We start from the raw sequence: 18,490 nt of genomic DNA, 5'->3' as shown, positions 1-18,490 counted from the left end.
CTTTATTTTAGACATTCTAATCCTCCAAAACGATTAACAACCTCATCTGATGTCCAATGCCGAACTTGTGCTTTATCTTCGAACTCTGGCTTCATGTAATGGGCGATAAGACTTAATCTATGATTGACGATTGGAACCCTAAAATTCATATTCTCAAAATCATAATCTGCATAGTTCTTCAATAGGCACAATAACAGATTGCTAAAATTCGCTTTCATTTCTGCGGGATAGCGTTGCATGAGGAATACGATGAATTTAATACAATGGTTGATATTTGCTGATTGCTTGAGAGCAACCTTGCTTATTATAAAATTTATCTCAGATTTATGCTTTTCAAAATCATATATTTTTAAATAGACACTCAGCAGATTCAGGGCAACGCTTACCTTGTTATAGTCATCTGAAGACAGGGCTTCTAACAGATTATCAAAACCACTAAATAGGGCAATGTCAGCATCGACTTTCTCAAGCATTTCGTTTACGTTGATGTGACTCGCTTGCTGCAAACGTACCATAAAAAGTTTCATGTCGGTCAGCAAATCAAGATACATACAGTTATAGAAATTTGAAGACTCACCCTTGACCCTTTTTTTCTCAATGAGATCAAGATTCATTGACATGTTTGATTGTATTTGCTGCCATTCCTCTTCCGTCCACACAATTTTCTCATCGAACACCTCGATATGATATGGTGAAGGATTAGTGTAATATGAGTTCGTGATGCCACAGTTCCAAATATCGCCGGACAGCGCTGTTTGTTTAATCTTATTAATACTGTCTGATGATATAGCAAGATAGCTCAGATTGATAAGTGCAGGATAGTCTTTTTTTGCAAACGACAACTCTTCTTTAATAATCTTTTTGTCAATAACTTCATTCTTCTCATCGGTAAGAGCACCTACCCTTTTAAACTCGCACAACGCATCATATATCTGCGAAATAGGATAGTTCGATATAATAGTACATAGACATTTTGACACTTCATCATTGACTGCAAATATGGCGTCAACCCACAAAGCCTCACAGAACAATTTACTGATGAGAAGAACATTCTGAGGCATCTTCGATGTAAGAAGCACAAAGATATCTTTTCTTCTTTCTGTATTCTTGATACACTGGATCGCAGCAAATAAATTCTTGTATATAGAATCTGAAGAACATATATTCTTGGCATCAATTTCATTGACGAAGTAATCCAAAACCGACTGCTTAAACTCCTCATACCATACGTCCTCATGAACCGATGTATAAAGTTCCTGCGTCATGTGGTACAAGCCTAAATGTAAAAACTTCGGTAGATGCTCCATACGCATTGATTTCAATAATGACCTTATCAAATTTGGACGTACCTCAGCCATAAATTCATCATCACTATATGCAATCATCTGTCCAGCCCATCGACACATCTTTTCCTCGGCATAATGCAAAGTATAATATACTGTAGGATAAGGAATGAAGTGTATCAGATGACGAAATATCTTCATCCAATGCTCGACATTTACGATATTAAAGATGCCGAATTTTGTAGTTAAACCTGCATTTACTACATATTGCAACAGACGTAATGATTCGGGAAACGAGGTTGAGTCTTGACCTCCCCAAATTTGAGTGGTATGAACGCCAAAAATTTTAGGCTGAACCTTTGTCTTATCAATATGATCAGCTATATATGACATTATCTCACTCGGGCTCTCAACTCCATCCTTCCAAAATTCATTATATTTGAATGGTTGCGGAAACTCCTGACACACCACATTGTATATAAGCGTTGCAACAAACCTATCGCTTTCATTATTTTCTTTGTTTTCTATAAATTTTTTAACAGGTACGAGGCTGTCTTCATTCTTTTCAAAGAGATTCATAAGAAAAGCTTTCTTTGTAACCCAAGTCCCTGTCGGTTCCCAGGTCTTCACAAGTTCATACATTGTGTCAAATTCAAATTTATAAGCTTCTCTAAGTATCAGTTCGTATCTACCTTCATCGGTATTGCTGTCAAGAACAAAATCTCCATCTTGCATACTACAAGTGAAAGTCGAGTTACGCAGCATCATAAATTTCGTTTCGGGAACATCAAGCAAATTTCCGGCCCTTGGTAACTGCCCGTAAAGTGCAGGCCAGAGACCTCTATCTTTCAATGCATAGATAAAAGCACGTTGTTCCCAAGCGCTCCATTGCTCGTCTTTCCTCAACAATGAGTTTATGACATTCTCTTGATTTACTATGATTTTAACATAAGGGTATTTCTTCCTTAAGTCTGCAATCTCGTCAAGTATTTTATTAGCTTCATCGTTGTTAGAGAGTTTTCTGCTCAACTCACTCCATTTGTTGATATAATCTATCTCAATGCCAGACCTACCTGCAATAGAACGTCCGACTACTTGATTTTGCAAAATTGATGGCAACCAAGCAAATCCTCCAAGTTTCTTGTTTATATCAGGAATCCTGCGAATCTTTATATCATCCAATCTATCCGTATCTGTCATACGGCTCTTTACATAACCAAGGCAGTAAATACAATCTTCATACTCTACGAATACACCGCCACCTGAGCTACCTTTCATAACACGTGAAAACTCAGCTCCAGTTGGTGATATGCTATCCTCTATCGTATAAGTGTCTGATGACACCATATGAGTCCTAAATAATCGTCCTATTGGTTCACTCGATGTGTATCCGTAAATACAAGTATTTAATCCAAACTCATCTTTACCAATAAACTTAATTCTATTCTCATAATCAAAGTCATTATGAAAACAATCGGAATTGAAGTTCACAGACATAAGTGCGAAATCATACTTTTCTTCCAAATTGAAGTCTAATATCTCCCTAACCTCAATAACAGCTTTACTGATACGTGGGAGACTTATTCTAATATCTCTTTTATCGACATGATTTGTAGTCTCTCCATCCTCTATACAATGAGCCGCAGTAATCACAAAGAAAGAACCATCACTTGAAAACAGCGTACCAGTCCCATTGTTACTTATGTCCTTCTCCTTATTCAAACATTCTATTTTTACGGAAAGGGCTTCAAGCGTTGTCGGATTTGGGCAATATGACAAATCTATCAGTTTCTTGGGGTTCATGACATTCAAAATTTAAATTTCGGTCTAGATGTTCATTGAAAAGCTCTTCTCCTCTATTAGCAACTATCGTATCGAGAGGATAGTTGAAATATAGATGTATCATTCTTCCATAGTCTCTTTCTGGATGGCAAATCACATTTGCCAAAGCTTCGCGATGCGGATGATTATACCCTTTCCCACCATCGGTTGTTATGATATAGTTGGCACAATCTATGATGTCCAGCAAGTCATTACTGATGTTTTCAGCACTACCATGATGGGGCATCTTTACGAAATCTACACGAAGTTTATTCTCTTTGCTGTGACCTCTTTCAACAAGAGAATGGTATATCTCTTGAGGGAAAGAATCGCCTAAAGCTAACACGCTGAACGCATCACATCGTATAATCATACTCAGCGAAACCATGTTAATAAGCTCGGAAGGTTCACTAGGGTTGCCAGGGGCTTTGACGCGTTTTGCCAAATCATGCATATCAATATCTATATCTCGTATACCATCTTTCGAATTTGATAAGTTTTCTTCTTTGACTTCAACACCATATCCCTCTTTGTATTCAGAAATAAAACGTCCGAATAGATCATCCCGTGGATTTAAAATATCGATGTCTGCAAAAACTATCGAACTGTCGACAAATCCATTCAAGCGATATTCCTCCCAATCCAAAGGACATCTCTTTGATATTCCATAAAGCACATCAGCCATCTTGCTTGCCTTGTTGGAAGAAAGATTTTCAGAGAGAGTAAAATGGACATGCTTCGCACAGTTAGCCCAAATTCTTTTAACTGGAAATGGGTTATCGTTCCAATGCTTCTCTATGAATTTTTTTATACCCACAAGATGATCATCATCAAAATGGGTCATTACCATTAAGTCTATAGGTAGGTGGTTTTCTACCTCAGAGACGAAGAGATTGAATCTTGGATTTACATATGGTCCCCCATCAATCACAATTACACCCTTGTTTATACCTTTGCTGCAATGTAGGATAAGGGCATCGCCATGCCTTGCGGGCAGGACTTGTATATATGAACCTTGCATGTATTTTAAAACTTTTATATTATAACATTCTCAAACTTTATCCTATTACATTGCAACCAATGTTATTGCCTCCTAAAAATCACTACCTTATCAATCTCAAGAAGTTGGCTATACTAGATATGCCTCACAAGTGTCATTATATCCTATCAAAGAAACCTTCGTATTCTTCATCAATTATCTTCCACTCTCCTGTTTTACGTCCTCCTACACGAGCAATTTTCTGCAATTCTTGCAATCGCTTCATATATTTTTGGACCTGACGTGTTGACAATCCCAAGGAGTCAGCTATTTGGGCAGCACTTATTTGAGGGTTTTGTGAAATCAACTTATAAATCAGCCTACTTGCTTTTACGAACTCTTTTGCGAACCTTGGAGCGTCTTTTACGAACTCTTTTACGAACACCTCACCATTGTCTTTTACGAACTCTTTTATCATCGGAACTTCTTCGGGAGTGATTTCTCTAATAACTTGATCCTCAAAATTAAGGTTCCAAAGCGTTACGTGAAACTCGGAAGCGTTGGATGTAAACTCTGGAGCATGATAACCGATCAGATGTTTGTATTGCTTATAAGCATCGATTATCTTCTTCATTCCACTCCCACGGCGTTCCATCAGCCCCAAGCGGCTGAAGAAATCTGCAAGTAGAGGGTTGCGGCGTTTTGAGGGTACAGTCATGGGGTTGAGTTGCTGAATGAGTCTACCATCCATCATTCCACCGGGGGAATACACCTCTAAACGGTCATCATACATATCAATGTGCACTTCGCTTCCCATTTGCATATAATCACGATGGATGATTGCGTTGGCTATCGTTTCTGTTACTGCACGTTCGGGATAGTCAGGCAGTTCTTCTCGGTGGTCATCCTCTTTCCACCACTTCTTACGGGAGTTGTTTCTTACAAAAGATACGGCATCCTGCAATTGTCCGATTACACAGCCTTCCAATTCTACATCATCCACTGCTTCATTTAAGCCGCTGGTCATTGTTAACCCATTCCAACGTGTACAGAATATTCGTGACTGCTTCATTGGAGATTCATCTGCTAACAGTGCTCCGGCATTTGTCAAGTTTGCATTTTCGTCTATGATACCCCAAGATGTAAACTCACTGTCCTCAAATGAGCGTTGTAATCGTTTGTAATGAACAGATTTAAGCTTAGAGAATGCCATATCCTCAAACTTATATGAAGATGGTAAGCTGTCATAAGTGCGACCAGAGCCCTTCATTACAAGATTTTTCAGTTGAAGACGATCTGCTACTACTGATTCATTCCCAATACGTACATACGTTAAGCGTTGTTTGTCTCCAATGTAATAATATGGAGTTTCTTGTCCGGCATTGACATGCAGTATTATGAGTTTCTTTTCTTCAACTTCTTTAAATTCAAGACTTATAACAGGAACAGGGTCAAGTTTGGTCTTAATAGCTTCACTGATGCATTCTGCATCTTCTTCAGCATTGGCAAGTCCCACAAGCTCATCTTCATCAGAAATACCAAATATGAGTGAACCGCCCTCGCCATTGGCAAAAGCAGAAACACTTTTAATCCAACTTTTAGGCTTATTACGTTCCAACTTTTCTTTCTTATCATAAGCAGTTGCTTCTCCGATAAGTTTCTGTACTTCTATATTCATATCCCTGCCCCCTTTCTTCGACATACCTTCACCCAAAATGCAGAGTACAGTGGCTTCACCTCCTGTCTGTATCTTTTCTGTATGGCTGTCTTTCAATTTTATGCGTATACATTTTAGTTCTTTGCAAACTTAGTAAAAATCTCCGGAAATGACGAATTAAACGAGGAAAACTCTCTTGTTCTTACTGGTAGAATATTTGCAATGCTAAAGGGGGATGAGAGGGGGAAAATGAGACGATATAAAGGAAAGTAGTTTTATGAAGTAGCTGTTTTTATTCACCCGAAAAACAGACCAATTTCACCTCCTCTCTACCTCCTTCCTACCCGAGTCTTACCCTGTTCTTACCTGCTTCTTGTAATTTCCCTCTGTATAGACAAGAAGAAAACAGGGTTCAGGTAGGAGAAAGAAGAGAAATAGAACAAAATGAAGGCTGGTATTGATGAAACCATTCATCTTCTGATTCTTGAACTTCAGCACCTCCATTCTGCCCTTCATCCAAAAGCACTTGCCCCGCCACACTTCATAGGGGTATATTTGCAGAAAACATTAGCAATTATCTTATGAAGACAATCTTTGTTATTCTATTGATGTTAGGGCTCGCTATGTGGCCGCAGTATTGCCTGGGGCAAGGCTATATCAGCTATGACTACATGCCCGAAAGTTCGCTGAGGGACGATTTGGGCAATAAGTATGGGTCGGGAAGTATGATGGTGATGTCGGGGCGGTATAATCTGCCGCTTTCCGTCAGGCACGACGACAAGGGCAGGCTGGTGGCATGGTCTGCAACTATTAGTGGTACTTATGGTATCCTCAGCAATAAGGGGCAGGCCGACGAACTGAACCCGGACAAGATACTGAATGCCAGCCTGAATATTTCCCACATCCGGCCCCTGTCCGGCAAATGGAGTATGATTGCTTCGATAGGCGGCGGTATCTATGCTCCGCAGCATGAGGTGACTACGAAAAGTATACTTGCCAACGGAGGAATCGTTTTCGTCTATCAGTTGCGGAAGAACCTTGACCTGGGCTTTGGAGCAGGGCTGACCAACTCGTACGGCATCCCGATGATACTCCCCATGATTTACTTCAGCTGGAGAAATGCGGGCAAGTATGAGTTCAAAGTGGATATGTCCAGCGGCATAAAGGTGTCTGCAGCAACCTGGCTGAACAAACGGCTGAAAATAGAGTTGGTGGGTATCGACATGGACGGAATGGCCGCTGTGATGGAGGTGGACGGGAAGTCGAAAATCTATTCTACCGTAATGATGAGGTCGTACATCAGCCCTTCGTACCAACTGGGCAAGAAAACGAGCATTTATCTGGGGATAGGCGGCAACTGGATACGTGGGATAAGTACATCGGACCGCAGCCTGAAAGGATTCCTCGATAATTTTAAAGGGAATAAGAATGATCCTTATTTTGGAGTAACTCCACGCTTTACGGCGGGAATCCGGTATGGTTTTTAATAATTTATGCCGGACGCCCCGGAAGATAATGCAATAAATCGTACTTTTGGTGAATATAATGGTATATGGATAAAGCAGACCGACTTATGATAAAGTATTTATTAGTAGAAGATGAACGCTTCGCGTATGAAGAGTTGAAGCGGATGATGCAAAGCTTACGGCCCGACTATCAGTTGGCTGGCTGGGCGGAGAGTGTGGAGCAAGCCGTACTGCTCTTGAAGCAAGGCGGCATAGACCTGTTGATTGTCGATATCCGTCTGTCCGATGGACTGAGCTTTGAAATCTTTGAGCAATGTCCCGTAGATTTGCCTGTCATCTTCACCACTGCTTATGATGAATATGCCATCAAGGCTTTCAAGGTGAACAGCATCGACTATCTGCTGAAACCGATTGAAGAATGCGACCTCGAAGCTGCCTTGTGCAAGTTTGAGCGCAACGGCATGCTCCGCTCTGCCGCCCCCGAATGCAAGCAGCTGGAAATGGGTTACCTGGCGGCAAACAAGAAGAACCGTTTCCTGGTGCAGGTGGGCGATACCTTCCGCTATGTGGAAACTGCCGACATCGCTTTCTTTTATAGTGAAGACAAACTGACGTACCTGCATCTGTTTTCCGGCAAGCGGTATATCATAAACTACTCGCTGGAACAGCTGGAAAGCATGCTGGACCGCTGTGTCTTCTTCCGCGTTTCGAGGAATTGTATCGCTAATATCAAATCACTCTGTAAAAGTTCCAGATACTTCGGTAGCCGGTTGAAGCTTTATTTTCAACCGGAGTGCCCGCATGAGGTGTTGGTAAGTCGCAGTCGCGTGGCGGATTTCTTAAAATGGGTGGACGGGGTCGTATGAAGCATAAGAAGTATATATTCCTCTTCATCCTGACAATCTCTATTTCGCTGTTTGTCTTTGGATGCATCTATAACCTGATTGGCGGAAATCCGTGGCACAAGAATTTCATGGCTCAGTTTTTCTTGAACTTTCCGTTGTGCCTCGGAATAGGACTTGTCGATTTCTGGGTTATTAACTTGATATACAAGAAGCTGAAATTATGTAACAATGCAATAAGAATCCTACTGGACGTGGTTTTGACTACCATTCTGACGCTTCTTTTGACATGTGCCTTGAATGCCTTGCTTATAGATATGCGTGTAAATGGCTGGTACATTCTGAAGGGGTCTTTGCCGGTGGTTCCGTGGAATTGGATCATTGTTCTGCAGATAGAGATATTCTTCTACAGCCTGCAACGTGCGGAGATAGAGAAGCAGTTGGCCGTCATGGAGAAGGAGAAGGCACTTTATCAATTTGAGGTGTTGAAGAACCAGATTAATCCTCATTTCTTGTTCAACAGCCTGAATGTGCTGGCTTCTCTGGCCTATCAGGATGCGGAGAAGACGAATCTGTTTGCCAAGAAGTTGTCCACCGTCTATCGTTATCTGCTCACCACGCACGGCCAGCCTACGGTTACTTTGCAGGAGGAACTGGCTTTTGTGGAATCGTACCTGTATCTGGAGCATATCCGCTTTGGCGATGCTCTGAATGTGCAGATAGAAGATGATTTGAAGAACCATCACCGGCTTGTCATCCCTGCCAGCATACAGATGCTTGTGGAGAATGCTTTGAAACATAACATCAGTACAAAGAAATCGCCGCTGGTGATCCGTGTGGCGATAGGTGGTGAGGGGATTGTAGTCCGCAATAACCTTCAGTTGCGCAACTATGTGGCCAGTAATGGGGCAGGGCTGAAAAACCTGCAACGGCAGTATGGTTTATACGGCGGACAGATAGAGGTTATAAAAAATGAGGAGGAATTTATAGTGAAACTGCCTTTTGTAGATTGCTTTTCCGTATGAAAAATGTATATTTGTGCATTATTCATTAACTTAATGCAAACTGACTATGATAACAAGCCAATTGCTGCATCCTGCCAGCATCGTTGTGGTGGGGGCATCCAATAATGTACATAAGCCGGGAGGCGCTATTCTGAAGAATTTGATTAGCGGTGGTTATACCGGTGAGCTTCGTGCAGTGAATCCTAAAGAGACCGAAGTGCAGGGCGTTGCCGCCTTTGCCGATGTGAAGGATATACCGGATACGGATTTGGCGATACTTGCTATTCCGGCTGCGCTTTGTCCTGATGCCGTGGAGGTGCTTGCCGCGGAAAAGCAGGTGCGGGCTTTTATTATTCTTTCTGCCGGGTTCGGGGAAGAAACGCACGAAGGTGCTTTGTTGGAGAACAGGATTCTGGATACCGTGAACAAATATGGTGCTTCCCTGATAGGTCCCAACTGCATAGGCTTCATGAACTCTTGGCATCACAGCGTATTCAGCCAGCCCATCCCGCAACTGCATCCGCAGGGTGTGGACTTGATATCAAGTTCCGGTGCTACGGCTGTATTCATCCTGGAGAGTGCGGTGACCAAAGGCTTGCAGTTCAACTCCGTCTGGTCGGTGGGCAATGCCAAGCAGATAGGTGTGGAAGATGTACTGCAATACATGGACGAGCACTTTGACCCGGAAGCGGATTCTAAAATCAAACTCCTTTATATAGAGAGCATCGGCGACCCGGATCGGTTGTTGTTTCATGCTTCATCCCTCATTAAGAAAGGTTGCAAGATTGCAGCCATCAAGGCAGGCAGCAGCGAAAGCGGTAGCCGGGCGGCCAGTTCGCATACGGGAGCCATTGCCAGCAGTGATTCGGCGGTAGAGGCTTTGTTCCGTAAGGCAGGTATTGTGCGATGCTATTCGCGTGAGGAGCTGACGACGGTGGGCTGTATCTTCACCTTGCCGGAATTGAAGGGCAGGAATTTTGCTATCATCACGCATGCCGGAGGTCCGGGAGTGATGCTGACCGATGCTTTGAGTAAAGGCGGACTGAATGTGCCGAAGCTGGAAGGCCCGGTGGCGGAAGAGCTGAAAAGCAAACTTTTCCCCGGTGCCGCGGTAGGGAATCCGATAGACATCCTTGCTACAGGTACGCCGGAGCATCTGCGTCTCTGCCTGGAATATTGCGAAGAGAAGTTCGATGAGATTGATGCTGTGATGGCTATTTTCGGTACGCCGGGCCTGGTCACCATGTTCGAGATGTATGATGTGCTGCACGAGAAGATGCAGAACTGCCGGAAGCCTATCTTCCCGATCCTTCCTTCCATCAATACGGCAGGGGCAGAGGTTTCGGCTTTTCTTGCCAAAGGGCATGTGAACTTTGCAGATGAGGTGACGCTGGGTACGGCGCTTTCGCGCATTGTGAATGCTCCCCGGCCTGCTAATAATGAAATTGAATTGTTCGGAGTAGATGTGCCCCGCATTCGCCGCATCATCGATTCTATCCCCGAGGACGGCTATATTGCCCCGCATTATGTGCAAGCTTTGCTTCGTTCGGCAGGTATTCCTATTGTGGAGGAGTTTGTATCGGACAATAAAGAGGAAGTGCTTGCCTTTGCACGTCGCACGGGTTTCCCGGTTGTGGCAAAGGTAGTAGGGCCGGTACATAAGTCGGATGTGGGCGGCGTAGTGTTGAACATCAAGAGCGACAAACATTTGGCTTTGGAATTTGACCGTATGATGCAGATTCCCGAGGCGCATGCCATTATGGTTCAGCCGATGTTGCAAGGGACGGAGTTGTTCATAGGTGCTAAGTATGAGGAGAAGTTCGGGCATGTGGTACTTTGTGGCTTGGGTGGCATCTTCGTAGAGGTGCTGAAGGATGTGTCTTCCGGTTTGGCACCGCTGTCCTACGAAGAGGCTTACTCCATGATTCATTCGCTTCGCGCCTACAAGATAATCAAAGGCACACGCGGACAAAAAGGGGTGAACGAAGATAAATTTGCAGAGATTATCGTACGGCTTTCCACATTGCTGCGTTTTGCTACTGAAATCAAGGAAATGGACATCAACCCGTTGCTTGCAACCGAAAAGCAAATAATAGCAGTGGATGCACGCATAAGAATAGAACGATAATAACTATTTTCTATATTTTTACGATAAAACCTTATTGATTCATAGAAAAAGTATACTTTTGATGCAGTATTTGTTTGTAGATTGCATTTATAGATTATAACTTTTAATACAGAGAGAAATACTATGAAGAAGGGGAGAAGAAATTTGTTGGTTCTCAGTAATGAACTGCTGTCAGGTGCTTTGGCCTTGTTGGGTTTTGCATCTTGCATAGGAGGGGAGTCTCCTGATGAATACGGGTCGCCTTATGCTAAGTATGAAATCAAAGGTAAAGTTGTGGACGCCGAGCAAGACACTCCTGTGTCCAATGCACGGGTTCTGATGAAGAGGGCGGTACTCATCGGAGGGGATGCAATAGGTATTGCTCCTTCGGGCGATACGATTTATACGGGAAAAGATGGAACTTATCTTTATGAAACAAATGGGGGAGTGACTGATAGGTTTCGCGTCGTTTGTGAAGATCCGTCGGGGGTGTATAAAGCCGACTCTACAGATGTAACCCCGAAACTTGTGGGTGGGCATGACTGGTTTGAAGGTACCGGCAAAGAAGAAGTGAATTTTAAACTGAAGAAAAAGGAAAACAAAGAATAATTAGTTCAGTGACTACTCTTTCTATCCGTAAACGTCTGGCGCTGGAGATTGCGCGGAAAATCCGTAAGAACAGGAAGGAGCTGCATCCGCTGAAGCAGCTTTTCTGGGAGTGTACGCAGCGTTGCAATCTGCATTGCAAGCACTGCGGCAGTGATTGTAAGCGTACATCGGATATCAAAGATATGCCTGCTGAAGCTTTTCTGCGGGTTATCGACTCTATTACTCCGCATGTCAACCCGAATGAAGTGAATATTGTTATTACTGGTGGAGAGCCATTGGTACGGGATGATTTGGAGGAAGTAGGATTGGCTTTGTACCGGCGAGGGTATCCGTGGGGCATGGTTTCTAACGGACTTTATCTTACTGAGCAACGTTTGCAAAGCTTGATGGCTGCCGGACTTCATGCCATTACCATCAGTCTGGATGGTCTTGCCGAAGACCATAATTGGATGCGTGGACATCCCGAAAGCTATTCAAGGGCGATGACTGCCATTAAGATGCTGGTGCACGAGCGGGAACTGGTATGGGATGTGGTGACTTGTGTGAATCGTCGTAATTATCCCTACCTGGATAAACTGAAAACTTCCCTCTATTCTATAGGTGTCCGCAATTGGCGGTTGTTCACTGTTTTTCCCGTAGGGCGTGCAGCAGAACATCCTGATTTTCAGCTGACAGATGAGGAATTTACCGGTGTCATGGAGTTCATCAAGCGTGTTCGCCGAGAGAAGAAAATGCATGTGAATTATGGTTGTGAGGGTTTCTTGGGCAACTATGAGGGAGAGGTACGTGATTATTTCTTTTCTTGCAATGCAGGTGTCAGCGTGGGCTCTGTTCTGGCAGATGGTTCTATTTCTGCCTGTCCCAGCATCCGCAGTAATTTCCATCAGGGCAATATTTATCAGGATGATTTCATGGATGTGTGGGAGAATCGTTTCCAGCCTTTCCGCAACCGGAAGTGGATGAAGAAAGGTACCTGCGCAGATTGTAATTTCTTCCGTTATTGCGAAGGAAATGGTATGCATCTGAGGGATGATAAGGGGGAGTTGCTGTTCTGCCATTATAAGAGGTTGCATTCCTGATTATAATGTATGAACATACTCTATCTTTCTGCTTCTATTGTATATGTAAAGCTATCTGCCCGATAGTAGCCGATATTATATTCTACCGGTACATTGTTAATATCATATACAAATCTTTTGCGAATAAGTATAGGATCATCGGCTTTGATCTCTAATTTGTCGGCAATAAGTTCGCCTGCCAGGCGGGCGGTTATTTCCTCTTTACTCGTTTTTACGATGATTTGATAGTTTGTCTCCAATAGTTCATAGAGTGGGCGTGTATAGTTCTCTTCGCCGGTAAGCGGGATAATCGGGTTGAAGTAAGAGATGAAATAGACAAAAGGAAAGTCTTTGTTGCCTCTCACCCTTTCGAGTACAACACAGCGTTTTGTATTGTTCTCATAGGGTATATCAAAGAAATTGGCTATTTCTTTAGATGGTTTCTTCAAACTGACATGAAGCTCAAAGTTCCGAACTTCTATACCTAACATTTTCATTTCTTGGGAGAAACTGAGCCAGTTCTTTACTCCGCCTACAATCCCCTTCTTGGCTACCTTCGTTCCATATCCTTTTTTCCTGATCAGGAGCCCTTCAAAAACTAACTTATTAATAGCTTGCCTTAATGTGTTCCTTGATATGTTTAATTGTGCAGACAATTCAACCTCGTTCGGGAGAAGTTTTCCGTTCTTGTATTCTTCATCTTCTATTAACTTTCTTAATACTTCTTCTGCTTGAATATGAAGAGGTTTATTGCTGTTGTGATCTATAGTCATAATCTGTTAATTAAGTAAATATGTGGCAAAATTACTCTTTTTTGAAAAAATATCCAAATATTATTTTGAAATAAAAAAGTAATCTATATATTTGCACAATCAATTATATGTTCATACATATAAGATTAGTGAAAGGATTGTTTGCAGGATAACATTTTGAAAAGTGAAGCTTTTGTATAGAGAAAATAGAGTAGAAATCATATAGTGAAAATAATAGTTGCAATAAATACCAGGAGGTATCGGTACCTTGCCTCTTGAACTGTCCGGGCAAAATAGATTTATGATTCTGTTAATTTCATGAGTGGTTATCTTACTTTGTTTAAATATAATAATTTACAAGAATGAAAACTATGAACCTGAAGAAAAACACATGGAGTTATTACTCTAAGTTTGTAGCTGTGGCTATTGTGTTACTGTTATGTACTGTAACGACATTTGCACAGCAGCGAGATGTAAAAGGAACTGTACTGGATACTAATGGAGAAGCTGTTATTGGTGCCAGTGTGCTGGTTGTAGGTGCATCCAATATTGGCGCGATTACTGATTTGGATGGTAATTTTCAACTGAAAGTTCCTGCAGAATTTAAGAGTCTGCGCTTTTCTTATATTGGAATGAGAACAAGTGAATTTGAAATTCCCTCTAATGGTATAATGAAGGTCACTCTTCAAGATGAATCTATAACATTGAAAGAGGTTGTAGCTGTAGGTTATGGTACAGTGCGTAAAAAAGATTTGACGGGATCGGTTACTAATCTTTCGGATAAGAATTTTAATAAAGGTGTCGTGGCTTCTGTCGATCAGTTGATAGCCGGGCAGGTAGCTGGTCTTGTGATAACAAAGCCGGGAGGAGATCCTACAACTGGCGCTTCGATGCGTTTGCGTGGTACTACGTCCCTTTTGGGAGGAAATGGCCCGTTAGTAGTTATTGATGGTGTTCCCGGGGCTTCTATGAATATTATTTCTCCGGAAGATGTTGAGTCTGTTTCTGTGCTGAAAGATGCTTCGGCTGCTGCCATCTATGGTGCCCGCTCTGCCAATGGCGTTATCATTATTACAACGAAAAAAGGACGTGAGGGGTCGGCAAGCATTTCTTACAATGGGTATTTCAGTATTGAGAATATAGCCAATAATCTGGATATGCTGTCTGCTGACCAGTGGAGGCAATATGTGAAAGAGAATAATTTGAATGCTACAGATTATGGAGGCAATACGGAATGGCATAAAGAGATTTTCCGTACAGGATATTCTCAGAGCCATAATCTTAGCCTTACCGGTGGCAGTAAGACGAGCAAGTATCGTGCAGGTGTGACTTTTCTTGACCAAAAAGGTATTATGCTTAGTAATGATTTGCAACGTTTCAATGCCAATTTCTCATTAGAACAAAAAGCGCTTGATGATAAATTGACCGTCAATCTGGCTTTGAACGGTACATTTGAAAAGTGGCATGATGTGCCTGATGGAAATGTATATACTTATGCGTATAATCTGAATCCGACAATGCCCATTTATGATGAAAACGGTGGTTATAAGGAAGAAAACGGAATGCTCAATTATAATCCTGTTGCCATTCTGAATCAGCTGACTTCCGATAAAAGTCGTAATTATCTTCAGGGACGCCTTGCTGCTGATTATAAGATATTTCCCTTTCTGTCAATAGGTCTAAATGGGTCAATGTCGCGTAATGACTTTTTATGGGGATATTATGCTCCCAGGACTTCTCGTCCGGCAGAAGCTGCAAAAGGTATTGCCAGGCGTGAAACTTCAGAGGATAATCAGTCGCTTCTTGAAGGTAACCTGACGTTTGACAAGACATTTGTTGAAAAACATAAAGTGAATGCCGTTGTTGGTTATTCTTTTCAGGAATTCTTTAATGAAGGTTTTAGTGCCCAAAATCGTGAATTTGTTACAGATTTGTTCACTTATAATAATTTAGGTGCAGGTAATAATCTTTTGCCAGGTGATATTTCGAGCCAGAAAAACTCTAATCGTTTGATTTCTTTCTATGGACGTGCGAACTATAGCTATGACAGCAAATATATGCTGACTGCAACCTTGCGTCGTGATGGTTCTTCAAAGTTTGGTGCTAATAATCGGTGGGGATATTTTCCGTCAGTTTCAGCGGCATGGCGCATCTCTCAGGAGAAGTTTATGAATCGCTTCAACTTTGTAGAAGATCTTAAGTTGCGTGTATCTTATGGTGTTACAGGTAATCAGGATATTCCCAATTATAAGACATTGGCAATGTATGGTACAGGAGGTTATTATTACAGTAACGGGCAATTCTATACACAATATACTCCGAACCAGAACGCCAATCCCGATCTGAAGTGGGAACAAACTTCACAGTTCAATATCGGTCTTGATTTTCATCTATGGAATGGATTGCTGAGAGGTAGCATTGAATATTATGATAAGTATACTAAAAATCTGTTGTATAACTATCCTGTACCGACTCCTCCCTATCAATATGGTACAATGATGGCCAATGTAGGTGAGGTTTCGAATAAAGGTTTCGAGATTACGTTGGAATCGACTCCTATCCAGACTAAAGATTTTCAATGGAATGTAAGCGTAAACCTGGCACACAATAAAAATATGCTGGAGTCATTATCAAATGATGAGTTCCAACGTGATGTTGTATATACTGGAGCCCAAACTATAACCGGTTTGCAGGAGACTTCTCAGATTCTTAAACCGGGTTCTCCCATTGGAACATTTTATGGTGCGAAATATATAGGCAAGGATGAGAATGGCATTTTTCAATATGCAGATATTAGTGGTGATGGAAAATATGTTTATGCGGATGACCGTACGGAAATTGGTTGTGCACAACCAGACTTTACCATCAATATGAGTCACTCCTTCCAATATAAGAATTTCTTCTGTTCGTTCTTATTAAGAGGTGTATTTGGAAATGATGTATTGAATGGTACAGCTTTGTATTTGAATGATGCAAACCGTTTGCCGGGTAGTAACATTCTTGATACAGGCTTGAAAATAGCTAAACAGCCTCTTGTATACTCTTCATATTATATTGAGGATGGCAGTTTTGTGCGGTTGGAGAACATTCAATTGGGGTATAATTTCAAGTTCAGACCGGGAACGCCGGTTAAGAATCTGAAGTTGACGGCAACAGCCAATAATCTGTTTATCATAACCAAATATAGTGGTATTGATCCGGAGGTGAGTCAGGACGGTTTGGTTTTTGGTATTGATGCGCGTAATTATTATCCTAAAACAAGATCCTTTTCTTTAGGACTGAATGTAACATTTTAATTAAATCGATAATCATCATGAAAAATATCAATAAATTAGCTTTTGCTACGCTTTTTACCGTATCTGTATTCAGTACGTCGTGTACAGATTTGGATGAACGTCTGTATAGCGTTATTCCGCAAGATGAGTTTGGTACGACAACAGAGGAAATGAATGCGCTTATAGGCCCGGCTTATGGAACTCTTGTCAATTGGGTGAATGATCAGTTTTGGTATACCATGGTTAGCTCGGATGAGTATATGATTCCGGCTCGTGGTCTGGACTGGCTTTCAGGAGGTATTTATCTGCGCTATCATCGTCATGAATGGCGGGCAGAAGAGTGCCCCAACTTGTGGCATTTCACTGATGTGACAACGATTAATAAAACGCTGAACCTCTTGGAAACAACGACAGTTGATATTCAGGATAAGGACCGTATTATGGCAGAACTGCGCGGTTTGAGGGCATTGTGGTATTTCGTTATGCTCGATGGCATTGGAAGTGTGCCTATTGTAACCAAATACGAAGAAGGGCTGCCAACCAATAAAGGGGTTACCCGTAAGGATGTTTATGACTTTGTAGAAAGTGAACTGTTGGCAATCAAAGATCAACTGACAGGGGAGGTTACTACTACTACTTATGGAAAGTTCACCAAATGGGCATGCTATACTCTGATGGCAAAACTTTATATCAATGCGGAAGTGTATACGGGAACTCCTCAATGGGAGAAAGCATTGGATTGCTGTAATAAAGTAATTGAGGGAGGACAGTATATTCTTGAACCTGATATCAATACGAACTTTAAGGTGAAGAATGAAGGTTCGAAAGAAAACATTTTGATAGTGCCGTATGATTATAATTACTTCCGTGGTTATTTTATCCCATATCAGATGTCATGGCATTATTCCAACAATAGGACTTTTGATTTCGATTGTGACTGTTGGAATGGACCGTGTGCCGTACCCGGTTTTGTTCATAAGTATGATGAAGCAGATATTCGGAAAAAATGGTTTATGTATGGACAGCAGTACGGCCCGTCAGGAGAAAAGCTTAAAGACCGTAATGGCAATGATTTGAATATTACTATTGATATGGTGAATTTCGAGAATGCTACAGAGGTTGAAGGTGCCAGACTGTATAAATGGGAACCGGAGAAAGGTGGGCATAATCATTTGAACAATGACTTTGCAATATTCCGCTATTCGGATGTTCTATTGATGAAGGCTGAATGCTTGCTTCGTATTAGTGAAGCCAATGAGCCGGAAGCACGTGCCATTGTGAATGAAGTGCGATCTCGCAATTTTGATCCTTGGACAGAGGATAAGGCTATTAAAAAGCTCACTCTTGAAGTCTTGCTTGATGAACGTGGATTTGAACTTGTTTTTGAAGGCTGGAGACGTAATGACCAGATCCGGTTTGGAACGTTTGGCGATACATGGGACTTCAAGCCAAATAAAGATGATGCGGATAAGCATACTTTTGTATTCCCTATTCCTCTTGCTGAGATTCAAAAGAACCCTAGTCTGGTACAGAATCCGGGTTATTAATTGAAATATTTGATGGAGAAATTGATTTGCAGTAATTTCAGTTTGACTGTGGCTTGAAAGTCAATTTCTCCATTAACAATAAATGCTGAG

Annotated in this window: 12 protein-coding genes; 8 read left to right on the top strand and 4 right to left on the bottom strand. The window is 41.9% G+C overall.

What is annotated here, in order from left to right; genetic code table 11:
• Positions 1-2: 2 nt before the first annotated feature.
• From AAE250_RS08210 to AAE250_RS08200, 3 genes are all read right to left on the bottom strand, one after another.
• Positions 3-3,086 carry a hypothetical protein gene (locus AAE250_RS08210; protein ID WP_294596182.1) on the bottom strand — a complete coding sequence of 1,028 codons (3,084 nt, stop codon included), beginning with the start codon at positions 3,084-3,086 and terminating at the stop codon, positions 3-5.
• Entirely contained in the window at positions 3,031-4,125 is a 1,095-nt protein-coding gene (locus AAE250_RS08205) for a hypothetical protein (RefSeq protein WP_294596180.1), read from the bottom strand. The genes AAE250_RS08210 and AAE250_RS08205 overlap by 56 nt, the downstream gene beginning before the upstream one ends.
• Positions 4,126-4,261: 136 nt before the next feature.
• Positions 4,262-5,761 carry an ATP-binding protein gene (locus AAE250_RS08200; RefSeq protein ID WP_294596178.1) on the bottom strand — a complete coding sequence of 500 codons (1,500 nt, stop codon included), beginning with the start codon at positions 5,759-5,761 and terminating at the stop codon, positions 4,262-4,264.
• A gap of 560 nt (positions 5,762-6,321) precedes the next feature.
• Between AAE250_RS08200 and AAE250_RS08195 the strand changes: the two genes are divergently transcribed.
• From AAE250_RS08195 to AAE250_RS08170, 6 genes are all read left to right on the top strand, one after another.
• Positions 6,322-7,227 carry a DUF6268 family outer membrane beta-barrel protein gene (locus tag AAE250_RS08195; RefSeq protein WP_294596176.1) on the top strand — a complete coding sequence of 302 codons (906 nt, stop codon included), beginning with the start codon at positions 6,322-6,324 and terminating at the stop codon, positions 7,225-7,227.
• Between the two features lie 86 nt (positions 7,228-7,313).
• The gene (locus tag AAE250_RS08190) at positions 7,314-8,072 is read left to right on the top strand and encodes a LytR/AlgR family response regulator transcription factor (protein WP_294596174.1); all 759 of its coding nucleotides are present in this window, start codon (positions 7,314-7,316) and stop codon (positions 8,070-8,072) included.
• Entirely contained in the window at positions 8,069-9,073 is a 1,005-nt protein-coding gene (locus AAE250_RS08185) for a sensor histidine kinase (RefSeq protein ID WP_294596172.1), read from the top strand. The genes AAE250_RS08190 and AAE250_RS08185 overlap by 4 nt, the downstream gene beginning before the upstream one ends.
• A 46-nt stretch (positions 9,074-9,119) precedes the next feature.
• Positions 9,120-11,180 (top strand): acetate--CoA ligase family protein, encoded by a 2,061-nt coding sequence (locus AAE250_RS08180; RefSeq protein ID WP_294596169.1) that lies wholly within the window; start codon positions 9,120-9,122, stop codon positions 11,178-11,180.
• A 123-nt stretch (positions 11,181-11,303) separates the two neighbouring features.
• The gene (locus AAE250_RS08175) at positions 11,304-11,768 is read left to right on the top strand and encodes a radical SAM-associated putative lipoprotein (RefSeq protein ID WP_294596167.1); all 465 of its coding nucleotides are present in this window, start codon (positions 11,304-11,306) and stop codon (positions 11,766-11,768) included.
• Positions 11,769-11,776: 8 nt separating this feature from the next.
• Positions 11,777-12,847: a TIGR04133 family radical SAM/SPASM protein gene (locus AAE250_RS08170; RefSeq protein WP_294596164.1), complete on the top strand. Its 1,071-nt coding sequence runs from the start codon at positions 11,777-11,779 to the stop codon at positions 12,845-12,847.
• Between the two features lie 20 nt (positions 12,848-12,867).
• Here the strand turns inward: AAE250_RS08170 and AAE250_RS08165 are convergent, their stop codons facing one another.
• Positions 12,868-13,599 carry a GntR family transcriptional regulator gene (locus tag AAE250_RS08165; protein ID WP_294596162.1) on the bottom strand — a complete coding sequence of 244 codons (732 nt, stop codon included), beginning with the start codon at positions 13,597-13,599 and terminating at the stop codon, positions 12,868-12,870.
• Between the two features lie 341 nt (positions 13,600-13,940).
• Here AAE250_RS08165 and AAE250_RS08160 point away from each other — a divergent pair, with 341 nt between their 5' ends.
• On the top strand, positions 13,941-16,874 hold the full coding sequence (locus AAE250_RS08160) for a SusC/RagA family TonB-linked outer membrane protein (RefSeq protein ID WP_294596159.1): 2,934 nt from the start codon (positions 13,941-13,943) through the stop codon (positions 16,872-16,874).
• Between the two features lie 17 nt (positions 16,875-16,891).
• On the top strand, positions 16,892-18,400 hold the full coding sequence (locus AAE250_RS08155; protein ID WP_294596156.1) for a RagB/SusD family nutrient uptake outer membrane protein: 1,509 nt from the start codon (positions 16,892-16,894) through the stop codon (positions 18,398-18,400).
• Positions 18,401-18,490: the final 90 nt, after the last annotated feature.

The sequence above is a fragment of the Bacteroides sp. GD17 genome (assembly GCF_038448625.1).
GTDB lineage: Bacteria > Bacteroidota > Bacteroidia > Bacteroidales > Bacteroidaceae > Bacteroides.
The sequence above is the reverse complement of the archived record's forward strand: the minus strand, read 5'-3'. Positions and strand labels throughout refer to the sequence as shown.